We start from the raw sequence: 15185 nt of genomic DNA, 5'->3' as shown, positions 1-15185 counted from the left end.
GCGGGCCGGCTGCCCGAGCCGATGTCGCGGGGATCCGCGCCGGGCAGCCGGCGCCGAGACGGCGCCTCGCCCCGCCCGTCAGTCGCGCCGGGCCACGATCCGGTACGCGTTCGACACCCGAAGCCGGTACGACAGCGGCCGCACCGCGAACCGGTCGAGCAGGGTGCCCACCACCAGCACCGGAATGCCGGCGACCAGCAGCGCCCCGCGCAGCGTGCGGCGCAGCCGGCTCGGTGGCTCGGGCAGCCACGGCGCATCGTCGCGCGGTGCCGCGTGGTTCAGCGCCAGCCATACGGCGGCCAGCAGGTCGACCGGGTCGTGCGGCTCCGCGTGCTGCTCGGCGACCACTGTGAAGCCCATTTCCGTGAGCCGCGCCCGCAGATTGGCCACCGGAACGAAGTGCAGGTGCTGCGGCTGGAGCCAGGGCAGCCACCAACGGCCCAGCAGCCTCCCGTAGCGGCTCTCGGGGTCCGGCACCTCGATGAGGAGATGACCGCCGGGCCGTACCGTCTCCCATGCGGCGCGCAGTCCGCGATCGGGATCGGTGCTGTGCTCCAGGTAGTGGAACATGCTCACCACGTCGTAGTGGCTGGCCAGTTCGGGTGCGAGGTCGGGGAAACTGCCCCGGTGGCCACGGTCCACCCGGCCCTCGCGCTCGGCCAGTTCGACGCCGTCGGTGAAGTCGAGTCCGTCGAACACGGTGTGGGGCAGCACCGCCCGCGCAGCCGCGCAGAAGTGGCCGTGCCCGGTCCCGACGTCCAGCCATCTCTTCGGCGCGGAGTCGTACGGCAGCATCGACTCCGCCCGTCCCCGGTACATCTTGGTACGGCCCCCGAAGGTGTCACCGAGTTGTTTCTCGCCGAGCCCGTCGTAGAAGTCGCGGTAGTAGAAATCCAGTCCCTGTTCGTTGAGCCGGGGGTTCTGGAATGTGTGACCGCAGCCTTCGCAGCGGTCGAGAACGAAACGGCCCGGCTTGTGCTGGAGCAGGTCGGTGGTGCGCAGCCGGGTGGTCAGCTCCTGCGAACCGCACCATGGGCAGTCGGTGCGGCGCGGCTCGAAGAAGCGCTCCCAGCCGGCGGCGATGTCCGCCTGATACGCGGGCCGCAGCCGGGCGATCCGGTCAGTTGACTCGGTGTCCTCGCTCATCTGAACTCCCTGGCTGTTCCCGTACGTCGTGGGGCTGCATCGGCTGATTCGCGGTGCGCGAGTGTGTCTCTCGAAGTCGGGGCCGCCCGGGTGGACATGGCGGAGCCGTCCCGGGCGGCGGCACTGACCACCTGTCGCACAGCGAGATCACCGAGGTGGAGCGCGGCGGCACGGGCCCCACCCGCGGAACGGAACGCCGTACGGATCCGGTGGGCCCCGTCGCGGTATTCGGGATCGTCCAGGACGGAGTCGACCGCCGAGGCCAGCTTCTGGACGGTGACCCGCCCGAACCGCACCCGCACCCCCGCCCCGGCGTCCACGACCTGTCCGGCCACCACCGGCTGGTCATCGCGGATGGGAGCTACCACGAGGGGCACCCCGTGCCACAGGGCCTCGCACACGCTGTTGTGGCCGGCGTGGCAGACGACTGCGCCAACGCCCCTTTCCAGGAGGGAGAGTTGCGGCACGGACGGCACGATCAGCACATCCTTGTCGCCGTCCCGCGGCGAGAGCACGCCACCGGGGTCGGCGATCACCGCCTGCACCCGGTCGGCCCGCTCCCGCAGCGCGCTCCGGCACACGTCGAGGAAGCGGCCGCCGACATCGGCGTTCGCCGTGCCCAAGGTGACCAGGACGGTGGTGCGGCCGGCATCGAGCCATTCCCACGGGAAGCCGGCGGCGGACGGACGCGCCGTGATCGACGGACCGACCCAGCACACTCCGTCGTGCGCGGAACCCGCCAACTCCGGTGTGTTGAAGGCGAGGACGAGATGTGGTGAGAAGCGGGGGTCGGCCGTGCCCGCCGGGTCCCCGACGGCCTCCCTGAGCGCGCCCAGCCGCTGCTGCAGCCACTGGCCGACCTTGGGAAGCCCGGCGAGGGGGTCGGTGAACTCGGCCGACGTGGTCGCCGAGGTCGCCCACGGCAGGCCCAGCCGCTCCGCGATCAGAGCGCCCGCGAAGGCCTGCTGGTCGGCAACGACGACATCCGGCCGGAACGCCTTGACGGCGGCCCGGACCCCCGGAGCCATCGACTCGGCCAGCGGCAGCAGGTACCGCTCCCACAGGAACTTCAGCGCCTCCGGGCCGCGCAGCTCGGTCGGCCGCTCGCCCCGGGGCGCCCCGGCGCACGCCATGACGGGCCCGGCCCCGGGGCCCGCGAGCCGGCCGACCAGCGCCGGATCGGGACACACCCACGCCACCGCATGTCCTGACGCGACGAGTTCGGCGGCGACACCGACGGTCGGGTTGATGTGCCCGACCAGGGGCGGGACGACGAAGAGGAAGCGGCTCACCCGGCCACCTCCGCCACCACCCGCCCGGTGGTGCGGCCGGCCTCCTCGACGAGTGCCAGGATGTGCCAGCCGACCGTGCCGGAGGCCTCCACCAGGACCGAGTGCTCGTGCCCCGGGATCACCACGGTCCGGCAGTCCGGAAGCGTCGATGCCAGCCAGGGCGCGAGTTCGGCGAGATCGGAGTCGCCGCCGTACAGGCCGAGCACCGGGCAGCGCACTGCCGCGATCCGGCCGGCCGTCAGGACGCCGCTGGCCGGGATGTCCCGGCCGAGGGTGGTGTCACGGGCCAGTCTGGCCGCGCCCTTGGCCAGCCGCGCCGTGTTGTGCCCGCGGTGGGTGCTGATCCAGGCGATCGCGTCGGGCTCGTTGTGGGCGAGCTGGGTCACGACGCGGTCCAGGATGCCCCCCAGCTTCTCTGCCCAGGCGGCGGTGGCCGGTTCGGACTCGATGAGACTGACGCTCGCCACCCGCTCTGGGCGCCGGGCCGCGAAGCCGAACGCGATCGTGCCGCCGAAGGAGTTTCCGACCAGATGCACCGGACCGGTCACCGCCAGCCGGTCGAGCAGCGCCTCCAGGTCGTCGATGTTGTGCTCGACCGTGTAGCCCTCAGCAGGGCGTCCACTGCGCCCGTGGCCGCGCAGGTCGTACATGACGACGTCGAGACCGGCGGCCGCGAACGCGGGTGCGACGGTGAAGTAGTAGCTGGCCAGGCTGTCCGTCAGCAGACCGTGCACCAGCACTACGGTGGCGGTGGCCGGCTGGCCACCGCGAGGACCGATCCGCTGTACGTGCAACCGGACGGAGCCGGTGTCGACCATTGCCATGGCTCAGCTCGCCTCCCCCGCCTTGAGACTGGTGACGACGTACTCGACCAGCCGTCCGACGGTCAGTTCGATGATCTCGTCGAACTCCATACCGGCCAGGAACTCCGCGAAGTTGACCCGGTCTCCGTACCGCTCCTGGAGCAGCCCGGCCAGAGTGACGAGGTCGATGCTCTCCAGCTCCAGATCACGGTTGAAGGTGGTCCTCATGCCGATCTCGATGTCGTCGAGGCCGTACTCGTCCTCCAGGAGCCGCGCCAGCATGCCGGTGAGGTCGGCAAGTACGGACTCCTCGTCGGCGGTGACAGGGGTGTGGGGGGTGGGCGCATTCATCGGGCGTCGTACTCCTTAGCGGTCGGGTTTCCCGTCGTCCATGCGACTGCGTACGCGCGCTCCGGCAGCCGGGGCGGGTTGGTGGCCGGTACGCAGTGCACGGTGTAGGTGCGTTGCAGGCGGCCCGCGACGGCCAGCCGGTCGCCCGCCGGGGTCGCGTCGAACACGGTGAAGTCCCGCGGCCGGCCGCCGAATCCGGTGCCCTCCGCCTTGGCGACGGACTCCTTGGCGGCCCAGAAACGGGTGAACCACACGGCCTCGCTCTCGCCGGTGTCGGCCGACAGGCGGTGCAGCAGCCGCAGCTCGTCCCCGCCGAGGGCGGCGGCGAGGGCCTGCGGGGTGCGGTCGGTGACCTCCTCGATGTCGATGCCGGGGCCGGTCCGGTGCGGTCGGACGATCGCGACAGCTGCCTCCGCGCAGTGGGCCAGCGAGACGTCCAGCGGGGGCAGGGGCCGTCCGTGCACGCCGGAGACGTACGGACGGCCCGTCTCGTCGTTGTGCACCCGCAGTTCCGCCGGGAAGACGGGGCCCTCGCCGTGGTCCCACAGCCACTGCCGCACCGCGTCCTTCACTGCGATGCGCCCCAGCAGCCACTGTCGGCGCCCTCGTGGCGCGTGGCGGGCGTACTCCGCGCGCTCCGCACCGCCCAGGGAGTTGCGCATGATCAGCTCCCGGGACGCCAGGTCCGGCCACCTCTCGTGCAGCAGCCGCCAGCCGCCGGGGCGCGGCTCGGACAGGGTGTTGCGATCCGGGAAGCGCTCGACGGGCCGGGTCTGCGGGTCGTTGTCGAAGCGGCGGTCCTGCCAGCCGTACAGCTCCGCCCACACGGTGCCCCCGGCCCTCAGCTGTACGTCGGCCTCCAGAAGGGCATCGGTGAGCGAGGTGACGCGCACCAGGCATTCCACCTCTGTGCCCGGCGCCGGATGCGGCCCGTAGAACCGCATCTCCCGCATCCCGACCGGGAACACGACGGTGCGCTCGGAACGGGTCGCCATGATCCAGTAGCCGAGTAGCTGGCCGACGTTGTCCAGCAGCGCGCCGGGCGCGGAAGGGGTGGTGAGACGTCCGCGCACATGGCGGTCGCCGATCGCCGTGAGTTCGCTGACGCCCTGGAACGCCGGGCCGTGGAACATCCAGCGCTCGGCGTAGAGCTGGGCAGCCGTGTGGTCGGGGGCGTGCTCGGCTCCGGGATCGGTGACCCATGGGGCGGGGGGCGGAGTGGGGTACGCGCCGACGAGCTCCACGGTGGCGCGGGCCCGCGGGCCGAAGGAGACGGCGAGAAGCCCCGGATCCTTCGGCGTCACGGTCACGGGCACGTCGACTGCCGGGGTGGCGGTGAGCCACTCGTCGAACCGCGCGCCGTGCACGGCGACCGGCAGCCCGCCGGGGAACGTCTCCTGCGCGGCGTCCACGATGTGCTGCACGATCGTCGTGGCCGGGACGACCGGCCACCGGTCGGCGACTTCGGGCCAGCCGGGCCGTTGGGGGAAGAAGCAGTGGTCCAGAAGGTAGGGCATGGTGTCGGGCGAGACGTGGACGGTGGTGTGCCGCGGCCCGGCGGACGGAGCCGGCGCAGGCGTCCCCGTCCTCGCGGACATGAGGGCGGCGGCCGTGTCCGCGGTCTCGCTCAGCAGGGCGCTCAGTTCGGCGGCCACCGGGGAGCTCTCGGCGAGGGAGTCCAGCGGCGACGGGCCGGCCGGGACCGGCGCCCGCGCGGGCGCCCGCAGCCCGGCCCGCAGCCCGGGGAGCCGTTGGGGCGAGAGGGACACCAGAGCGCCGCTCAAGTCCAGTCGTACCGGCGGCCGTTGAGATGTGGTCGCCGTCTCGGCGGGTTGCAGGGAGGGCGCCACCGCCGAACCCGCCGTCCACAGCGCGGTGGCCACCCGGCGCAACTGGGCGAGGCCGGTGCGGTGGGGCGAGTTGGCGGCGACCACCAGGTGGTCGCGACCGCCCAGGGTGTCGCTCACCAGGGAGCCGAGCTGACCGGGGCCGACCTGGACGAACACCCGGTGACCGGCCGCGTTCAGGGCCTCTGTCAGCTGGCGGAACCGTACGGGTTCCAGCAGATGCCGGACGAAGAGAGCCCGGATCCCCGTCTCGTCCTCGGGGAACGGTGCGGCGGTCGTGCCCGACCAGAGCGGGGTGTGCGGCGGATGCAGCCGGAAGCGGCGGGCGGCCTCCTCCATCGGTCCGACATGGGGGCGCAGCATCGGCGTGTGGAAGCCCGATTGGAACGGCAGGACCTGGCTGAGAACGCCCTGGGCGCGACGCGCCCGTACGAAGTCCTCCACCGCCGCCTGCGGACCGCACACCATCGACTGACCGGGCGCGTTGTCGTGGGAGAGGACCAGGCCCGCCCGGCTCCCGCCCTCGTCGCGCAGGGCGGCCAGAACGTGCTCGGCGCTGGTGCCGATCGCGCCGAAGGCGAGACCGGGGACAGTCACCGAGTCGGGGTCGAAGGCGGCCATGAACGCGTCGACCTCGTCCCCGGAATACAGCCCGGCCGCGGCCATGGCCGTCCACTCGCCGACGCTGTGTCCGGCGACCGCGTCCGGCACGATCCCGCTGCGGCGCAGCGCCGCGTCGAGGAGGCGGCCGACGGCGACCACGCCGAAACCGTGCCGGCCCACGTCGTCGGTCCGGTCTCCGTCGACTGCGGGGGCACGCAGACCGAAATGGGCGGCCACGTCGTCGACCTGCGGGGTGAAATCGCCCTCCAGGCCCGGGAACAGGAATGCCAGTCGGCCGTGGCCGGCACCCAGGAGGGGGCCCGGCCGGAACCAGACGTCACCGCGTCCGTGCCAGCCCCGCTGCCGGGCGACCGCGCGGCGTGCCAGGGCGAGCCGTTTGGCGGTCGGTCCGACGATGCCGAGGCGGGCGGGGCCCGCCTCGGGGTGCGGGTGGCCGGGGGCGAGACCGGCCGCCCGTACGGTGTCGTCGTCGGCGTCCAGCAGGGCGGCGAGGTGCGCCGGGGATTCGGCGGCGAGGAGCAGGACATGCTCGGGCTCGTCGACCTCGACGACCGGGCGGGCCGGTGCGCTCGCGCGGGACCCGTGCCCGTCCGGGGCCTCCTCCAGCACCACATGCGCGTTGATCCCGCCGAAGCCGAACGCGTTGACGGCGGCCCGGCGCACGGGGCTGCGCGCGGTGGTCTCCCAGTCGGCGGCCTTCTCCAGGGTGCGGAACCGGGTGCGGGCCAGGGCGGGGTGCGGGTCGTCGCAATGGAGTGTCGGAAGGAGTGTCCGGTGGTGGACGGCGAGTGCGGCCTTGACCAGACCGGCGACCCCGGCGGCCGGCATGGCATGCCCGATCATCGACTTGACCGATCCCAGCACCGCGTCACCGTCTCCGGGTCCGAACACATCGGCGAGCGTGGCGAGTTCGGCACTGTCACCTGCCGGTGTCGCGGTGCCGTGCGCCTCCAGCAGGCCGACCGAGCCCGGCTCGGCGGGGTCGAGTCCGGCCGCCCGCCATGCCTGCCGCACTGCGTGCGCCTGTCCACCGGGCTCGGGGTTCATGAGTCCGGCCGCTCGTCCGTCGCTGGCCACTCCGGTGCCCCGGACCACCGCGTAGATCCGGTCTCCGGCGCGCTCGGCGTCGGCCAGCCGCTTGAGGACGACAACGCCCGTCCCCTCACCGATCAGGATGCCGTCGGCGTCCCGGTGGAAGGGCCGGATGCGCTGGCTGGGAGAGAGTGCGCGCAGCTGGGAGAAGACGCTCCACAGCGTGATGTCGTGGCAGTGGTGGACGCCGCCGGCGAGCATCACGTCGCACCGCCCGGAGGCGAGTTCGCCCACGGCCTGGTCCACGGCGACCAGTGAGGAGGCGCAGGCGGCGTCCACCGTGTACGCGGGCCCGCGCAGATCGAGCCGGTTGGCGACCCGGGAGGCGGCGAGGTTGGGCACCAGGCCGATCGCGGACTCGGGGCTGTCCGGACCGAGACGCTCGGTGAATGCCTGGCGCACTCCCGCGAGTTGGTCACCCGTCAGGTCCGGGAGCAGCTCCGCCAGTGTGCGGACCAGTTGGCCGGCCGTACGGACCCGCTGGTCGAGCCGGACCAGGCCGGGCGTGAGATAGCCGCCCCTGCCCAGAACGACGCCGACCCGCCCTCGGTCGGGGAGGCGGTCCGTGCCGCCCGCGTCGTCGAGGGCGGCCGAAGCCACGTGCAGGGCGATGAGCTGGTCGGGCTCGGTACCGGCCACCGAGTTCGGCATGATCCCGAACCGGGTGACCTCCACCTGCGCGAGTCCGTCCACGAACCCGCCGCGGCGGGCGTAGACCTGGTTCGCGACGGCCGGGTCGGAGGCGGTGCCCGGGTGGTAGTACTCGGCGTCCCAACGCCCGTCCGGTACCGCGCCGATCGCGTCCACGCCGTCGCGCAGGTTGCGCCAGTAGGCGTCCAGGTCCGCGGCGCCGGGCAGCAGCACCGCCATCCCGACGATGGCCACCGGCACCTGTCGTGCGGCCACGGCCTGCGTGCCCGGACCGTGCCGGGGCGGCGCCACCACGACCGTCACCAGCCCGAGGCGGTGTAGACGACGGCGGTGGCGGACTCCTCGCCCCAGGCGAGCTCCCGCAGCAGCGCCGCGGTCCCCTCCTCCGGGTCGATCAGCCGGATGCCGCGCCGGGCGTACTCCCGGGCCAGCTCGGCCCCGATCATGCCGCTGTGACCGGCCGAGGGTGCCCAGGGGCCCCAGTGCACGGTCACCGCCCGCCGGCCGGTGCGGGCGGCGAACGCCGCGCCGAGGGTCTCCAGCGCGTCGTTGGCGGCCGCGTAGTCCACCTGGCCGCGATTGCCCAGGACGGCCGATATCGAGCCGAACAGCACGGTGAACGCGGGCGGTGCGGGCAGTTCCTCCAATGCGGTGAGCAGGGCGTCGGCGCCCGTCGCCTTCGTGGCGTAGACACGCCGGAAGGACTCCGTGCTCTTCTCTGCGATGAGCCGGTCCTCGATCACACCGGCCGCGTGCACCACGCCGTCGAGCCGGCCGTGCTCGGCATGGATCTCCTTCACCGCCTGCAGTACCGCGTCCGGCTCGCGGAAGTCGACCGACCGGTAGCGGGCCCGGCCGCCCGAGGCGGTGATCTCGGTCAGGGTGGCCGTGATCTCCCGCTGGGCGAGCAGCAGCTCGGCGGCGCGATTGATCTCGGCCGGCTTCAGTCCGCCGCGGGCCGCGAGCGCGGCGCGCAGCTCGGCCGGGGTACGCGCGGACGCGGTGTCCGCGGCCTCCGGACCGTCCGGGGCGGGGGTGCGGCCGAGGAGTTCCAGACGGCAGCGTGCGGCGCCAGCGAGCACGGCGGCGAACTGTGCGGTGATGCCTCGTGCCCCTCCTGCCAGCAGCACCACGGAGTCCTGGTCCAGGCCAAGCGCGGTGGCTTCCGGGGTGCCCGCCCCGGCCGGTCCGGCGCCCGTGCTGCCGAGCACGCCGAGCGGCGCCGCCACCAGTTCGAACCCGTGCCGGCCTGCCGCCGTCCGCAGCACGACCGGTGTCCGGTCCAACGCGACGGCCTCGGCGACCACGGCGTCCGCGAGCGCGGACGGCGAGGAATCGGAAACCTCGATGATCCGGGCCACCATCTGCGGATACTCGCGCGCCACGGTCCGGAACAGACCTCGCAGCCCCGCGGTCCGGGGGTCGGGCACCTCACCGTCGGCGGGCCGGACGGCCAGCAGCCATCGCGGGGCGCGTGCCAGGGCGGCCTTCAGTACAGGGAACGAGGCGGGCAGCAAGGGCATTTCATCGGTGCCCGCGAGGGCCCCTGACCACAGCACGCCGTCCACCGGTCCGTCGGTCTCCGTCAGGACGTGGTCCCGGGCCCGTGCGGAGACCTCGGCTCCGTGGGACGCCAGGCGGGCGGCGACCTCGGGGGCGTCGCCGAGCAGGATCCAGCGGGTGCCCGTGAGAACGGACGACGGGTCGGTGCCGGCGTCGGCCCGCTCGTCGAGGAGGACCGGGCGCAGGAGGTGCCGTCCGGGGGGTTCGGCGGTGACGGCGTCCGGTCCGGGCTCCACCACCACCGGAGCGGGCTCCGCCTCCGCCGGGGCGGCGGGCCGCTCGGCCGGTCCGCCCATCCGCGCGGTCAGCCAGTCGGTCACCGCGGCGGCCGTCCGCGCCTTCGCCAGCTCCTCCAGCGCGGCGTCGTTCAGCGCGGCGAGGTCGGTGCCGGCACCGGCACCCAGGCGCCGGGCCAGTTCGCCCGCGATCTCCGCCCGCTTGATGGAGTCGATGCTGAGGTCCGCCTCCAGGTCGAGGTCGGGCTCGATCATGTCGACGGGGTAGCCGGTGCGCTCGCTGATGATTTCCAGAACGACCCGCTGGACATCGGCCGGACCGGCGGGCTGCGCGGCTGCCGGCTCCACGGCGGTGGCCGGCGTGCCCCGTTCCGGGTCCTTCATCGACGGCTGCGCCGGGGGAAGTTGCGGCACGGCCTGGATCACCTGCGGGGCCGCCGGGGACGGGACGGGCCGCGCGCCCGGGGCGGATCCGAGGTAGGTGAGCAGAACGTCCCGTTGGGCGGCGATCATCTCCCGGCTGGTGCGCAGGAATTCGGAGATGAGCGTGTCCTGGTCGGACGGTGCGCTGTGCGGGGAATTCGTCGTCACAGTCGTCTCCAGGGTCTCCGTGACTCGTCGGGCCGGTGCGAGCGCACCGGTGAGGAGGGCGCCGTCGGCGGTGCGGACCAGTTGTCCGTCGACCGTCCATCCGGGAAGCTTCGGCGCCGGGGTACGTGCCGCGTCCACCGCGTTCCGGCCTCGCAGCAGCCACCCGGCGCGCACCGGCAGCCCCGCGACGGCGAGCTCGGCCAGGGCGTCGAGCCAGCCGCGCAGGCCGCTGCCCGGCCGGGGTTCGCAGGCCACCGTGCGGTGCGGGCGGTCGCCGAGGATCTGCCCGACCAGCCGGGTCAGGACCGAGCCGGGGCCGGCTTCGACGAAGATGCGGGCTCCGGCCTCGTACATCGCCTCGATCTGCTCGACGAAGGCGACCGGGGCACCGATCTGGGCGGCGAGCTCGGCCCGTACCGCGTCACCGTCGGCGGCGTACGGGATGGCCGTGCGATTGGACCACACGGGGAATTCGGGCGCGTGCACCGGCCGGGCCGCGAGCGCCTCGGCGAACCGGTCGGTGGCGGCGGCGACCAGCGGGCTGTGGAACGCGCAGGCGACGGGGATGCGCTTGGCACCGTGGCCGGCCTCGCGCAGCAGCCGGACGGCCTCGTCGACGGCGTCCGTCGGTCCCGAGATCACCGTCTGGCCGGGCGAGTTGCGATTGGCGACGACCACACTGTCCGGCACGGACGCCGCCTTGAGTGCCTGCGCCACGTCCTCGGCGCCGGCCGAGACCGCGGCCATGGTCCCGGGGTCGCCCGCGTCGCCTTGGGCGGACTGCGCAGCCCGAAGGATCGCCGCCGCTCGCTCCGCGCTCAGTTCCAGCAGCGTCTCGGGGGTCAATGCGCCGGCCGCGCACAGTGCCACCAGCTCGCCGTAGCTGTGCCCGGCGGCCATGTCCGGCTGCACGCCGGCCGCGGTGAGCACGGCGTGCGCGGCGAGTCCCGTGACACCGAGGGCGGGCTGTGCCACCCGGGTGTCGGTGAGCGCGGCCCGTTGCCTCTCGCGTTCGGTGTCGTCGAAGGCGGTGGGCGGATACAGGGTGTCGGCGTGGGCGCGGGCGAGTTCCAGATAGGGGCGCAGCTCTGGGAAGGCGACGAACAGGTCGGCGAGCATGCCGGTGCGCTGGCTGCCCTGGCCGGGGAAGAGGAATGCCACCTTGGCGCCGTCCGATTCGCCGGCACCGGCCCGGTGGATGCCGCGTGCCGGAGCGTGCGCGGCGGGGTCGACGGGGTCGGCCAGGGCCCGCCGCACCTTCTCGGCCAGGTCGTCCACGTCCGTCGCCACGATGGCGACCTGGGCCGGGTCCCCGCTCGTGTCCGACCGCCGGGCCGCGCTCAGCGCGAGGTCCTGAAGCCGCCACGACCGGCCCTCGGACTGAGCGGCTGCCAGGAGTTCCTCCATCGCCCGGCGGGCCGCGGCCTCGTCCCGGCCGCGGAACACGAACAGTTCGGCCGGCCAGGCGTCCAGTCCCCGCACGGGCGGTACGCCACCGGCGTGGGCGGCCAGCACCACGTGGAAGTTGGTCCCGCCGAAGCCGAACGCGCTCACTCCGGCGATCCGTTCCTCCGCGGGTGCCGCCCATGGCCGAGCCTCGGCGTGGAAGGCGAAGGGGCTGCTGTCCGCCTCCCACGCCGGGTTGGGATTCTCGACGTGCAAGGTGGGCGGCCGGACTCCGGTGTACAGCGCCAGCAGCGTTTTGATCATTCCGGCGAGACCGGCGGCGCACTTGGTGTGGCCGATCTGCGACTTCACCGAACCGAGGGCGCAGCCGCCCGGTTCCGCCCCGGCCTCGGTGAACACCTCGCTGAGAATGCGCAGTTCGGTGCGGTCGCCGACGACCGTCCCGGTGCCGTGCGCCTCGACGAGACCGACTTTTGCCGGTGAGACGCCGGCGTTTCGATAGGCGCGCTCCAGAGCCGAGCGCTGGCCCTCGGGCCTGGGCGCGGTCAGACCGAGTGAGCGGCCGTCGCTGGAGGAGCCCAGGCCCTTGATGACGCCGTAGATCCGGTCGCCGTCCCGCTCGGCGTCCGCGAGCCGCTTGAGGACGACGCAGGCGATGCCCTCGCCGAGCGCGATGCCGTCAGCCGAGCCGTCGAAGGCGCGTGAGCGGCCGGTGGGAGACAGGGCGTGCACGGAGGAGAACAGGACATAGTCGTTGATTCCGTTGTGCAGGTCGGCGCCACCGCACAACACCACGTCGGAGGTGCCGCCGGCCAGCTCCTTGCAGGCGACGTCCACCGCGGCCAGCGACGAGGCGCAGGCGGCGTCGACGGTGTAGTTGGCGCCGCCGAGATCGAGCCGGTTGGCGATCCTGCCCGAGATGACGTTGGCGAGCATGCCGGGGAAGGAGTCCTCGGTGAGTCCCGGGAGCTGCTCATCCAGACCCGCGGGGACGCGGCCGTAGTACGAGGGCAGCACCGCCCGGAGCGTGGCCGCGTTCGACAGATCGCTGCCCGCCTCGGCGCCGAACACCACGGAAGTGCGTGAGCGGTCGAACTTCCGCCCCCCGTCGCCGTATCCGGCGTCCTCCAGAGCGCGCCGGGCGGCCTCCAGGGACAGCAGCTGCACCGGTTCCGTGCTGCCGAGAGACGTCGGCGGGATGCCGTAGCGCAGCGGGTCGAAGGGGATGCGGGGCAGGAAGCCGCCCCACTTGGAGGGGGTCGACTCGCCATGGTGGACGGCCGGGTCCCAGCGCTCGGGCGGGACCTCGCTCACCGCGTCCACTCCGGCGACCACATTCGCCCAGAAGGCGGTCAGGTCGGGCGCCTGCGGGAACATGCACGCCATGCCGACCACGGCGACGTCGAGCGGAGCGGGCGCGACCGGCTCCCGCACCTCGTTCGCCGGGGCCGACTGCGCCGTCCGCAGGGCGAGATGCTCGGCGGCTCCCGTGGTCACCGACTCGTGCAGTGCCGCGACGGTCGTGGTCGCCGAGCGCAGCACGGCCACCTCGCCGGCCATGAACATTCCCTCGGCGAGCTGGCGCCGCTCGTCGACCGGAGAGAGGCAGCCGTCGGCGGATCGGTCGACGCCCTTGCTGGCGATGCGCAGCCGGCCGACGTTGAGCCTCTCCAGCTCCTCCCAGATCCGCCGGTCCGGCACGCCCTCGGCGCGCAGCCGGGCCTCCTGGTCGCGGTAGCCGGCGGTGAACGGGCTCGGTACGCACCGCGTCGCGTGGCCCGGCGCCGACTCCAGCAGCGTGGTGCGCTCGGCCTCCAGGACCTGCTGCTGGAAGAGCGGCCGGACCGCCCCGCGGGAAACAGCCTCCTCGGTGAACAGATACGCGGTACCCATCAGCACACCGACGGCCGCGCCGCGCGCGGTCAGCGGCGCGGCCAGAGCGGCGACCATCGCCGCCGACCGCTCGTCGTGCACGCCGCCCGCGAAGAACACCTCGAGGTCCGCGGCCTCGTGACTCTCCAGGAAATCCTCCAGGACGGCCAGTTGGGCCTCCCAGAGCGCGAAACTGCCGCGCGGCCCCACATGCCCGCCGCACTCCGAGCCCTCGAACACGAACCGGCGCGCCCCGGCCTGGAGGAACTGCCGCAACAACCCCGGTGAGGGCACGTGCAGAAACGTCCGGATGCCGTCCTGCTCCAGGGCCTGCGTCTGGGACGGCCGCCCACCGGCGATGATCGCGTGGGTCGGCCGCATCTCCCGTACGGCCTCCAGCTGGGCCGTACGCACGTCCTCCGGCGCGAAGCCGAGGACTCCCACGCCCCAGGGCCGGCCGGCCACCGCGTCCCGGGTCTCGGTCAGCATCGTCCGCGTCCGCGTGCCGTCCGCCAGCGCCAGGGCGAGGAAGGGCAGTGCTCCGTCGACTGCCACCGCCACGGCGAAAGCGGGTCCGTCGCTCACCCTTGTCATCGGCCCCTGCGCGACGGGGAGCCGGGTGCCGAGCGCCAGGCTCATCGGCGATCCGGGCCGCAGCGCCCGTGCTGCCGTGTCGTCCCGGACGGCACCGAGCACCGCTTCCCGCAGCGCGCGCACCGTTCGGCGCACATCGCCCCACCGCTCCGCGAACAGGGTGGCGAGGAAGCCGTCCTGGCCCACCGGGAGCAGTTGGGTACGCAGATCCCGCCCGCCCAGAAGCGCCGCCACCTCCTGCGGTCCGGCACCCTCCGCGAGGCGCGGGACGTCCGGGCCTCGCCGCAGCAGGAAACGGTGACCGGCCCGGACGACGGTTTCCGAGCCGTCGCTGGTGCGCAGCACCGCGGCGACCGGTTCGGGCAACGCCGACTCGGCGAGCAGCGCGAGTTGGCCGTCGAGGACGACGCCGGCCGCTCCGCCGGCCACCGCGGCGGCGGCCGTTCGAGGGCCGATGCCGCCGCTCGCCCACACGGGCCGGGTCACCTCGGGCGCGGCGAGCAGTCGCTGGAGCAGGACGAAGGTGCTCAACTCGCCGATCCGGCCGCCGCACTCGGTGCCGCGAGCGATCAGGCCGTGCGCCCCGGCGCGTAACGCATCCCGTGCGCCCTCCAGGTCGGTGACCTCGACGAGGACGCGGAAGCGCGCCGCGAGCGCGGCGATCGTCCAGGCCGCGCCCGATTCCCCGGCCGCCGCTGCGACCGCGAGAACCACGGTGTGCGGACCGTCCGGAGCCAGGTCGGCCGGGGTGAGCCGGCAGTGCGCGTCGACCCGGACGCCGAACCTGCCCGAAGCCGTGCGCTGCAGTTGAGCGAGGGCCTCGCGGGATCTCCGGTCGCCGGCCCCGAGGTCGAGCACACCGAGACCACCGGCCCGGCCGACGGCCACGGTGAGCCCGGCATCGGGCTCACCGTACGGAGTAATGCCGATGATCATTTCTTCGGAACGCACAGCGGAGTTCATCATTCTCCGAATCAAGGGTGAGACTGCACGGTGGGGGGTTCTGTACAGAAACAGACACGGCGGCTCTCCGGCTTCCTGCAGGGAAAAGCCCACCGCGGAACGCCGATATGAAGCGTGTGTTCGAAGCGGATTGAAAGGTAGTGGCGTGGTTAC

Annotated in this window: 6 protein-coding genes; all 6 read right to left on the bottom strand. The window is 73.5% G+C overall.

The window, feature by feature from the left end; genetic code table 11:
- Positions 1 to 78: 78 nt before the first annotated feature.
- Genes OG611_RS00250 through OG611_RS00225 form a run of 6 tightly spaced genes read right to left on the bottom strand, consistent with a single transcriptional unit; the run spans position 79 to position 15032 of the window.
- On the bottom strand, positions 79 to 1146 hold the full coding sequence (locus OG611_RS00250) for a class I SAM-dependent methyltransferase (protein ID WP_266414295.1): 1068 nt from the start codon (positions 1144 to 1146) through the stop codon (positions 79 to 81).
- Positions 1143 to 2438 (bottom strand): glycosyltransferase, encoded by a 1296-nt coding sequence (locus tag OG611_RS00245; protein ID WP_266414293.1) that lies wholly within the window; start codon positions 2436 to 2438, stop codon positions 1143 to 1145. Before OG611_RS00245 ends, OG611_RS00250 begins: the two co-directional genes overlap by 4 nt.
- On the bottom strand, positions 2435 to 3262 hold the full coding sequence (locus OG611_RS00240; RefSeq protein ID WP_266414290.1) for an alpha/beta fold hydrolase: 828 nt from the start codon (positions 3260 to 3262) through the stop codon (positions 2435 to 2437). Before OG611_RS00240 ends, OG611_RS00245 begins: the two co-directional genes overlap by 4 nt.
- Before the next feature lie 3 nt (positions 3263 to 3265).
- Positions 3266 to 3592 (bottom strand): acyl carrier protein, encoded by a 327-nt coding sequence (locus OG611_RS00235; protein ID WP_124723786.1) that lies wholly within the window; start codon positions 3590 to 3592, stop codon positions 3266 to 3268.
- Entirely contained in the window at positions 3589 to 8061 is a 4473-nt protein-coding gene (locus tag OG611_RS00230; protein ID WP_266425391.1) for a beta-ketoacyl synthase N-terminal-like domain-containing protein, read from the bottom strand. The genes OG611_RS00235 and OG611_RS00230 overlap by 4 nt, the downstream gene beginning before the upstream one ends.
- Before the next feature lie 44 nt (positions 8062 to 8105).
- Positions 8106 to 15032 carry a type I polyketide synthase gene (locus OG611_RS00225; protein ID WP_266425388.1) on the bottom strand — a complete coding sequence of 2309 codons (6927 nt, stop codon included), beginning with the start codon at positions 15030 to 15032 and terminating at the stop codon, positions 8106 to 8108.
- Between the last annotated feature and the right edge of the window lie 153 nt (positions 15033 to 15185).

The organism is Streptomyces sp. NBC_01363 (assembly GCF_026340595.1).
GTDB lineage: Bacteria > Actinomycetota > Actinomycetes > Streptomycetales > Streptomycetaceae > Streptomyces.
The sequence above is the reverse complement of the archived record's forward strand: the minus strand, read 5'-3'. Positions and strand labels throughout refer to the sequence as shown.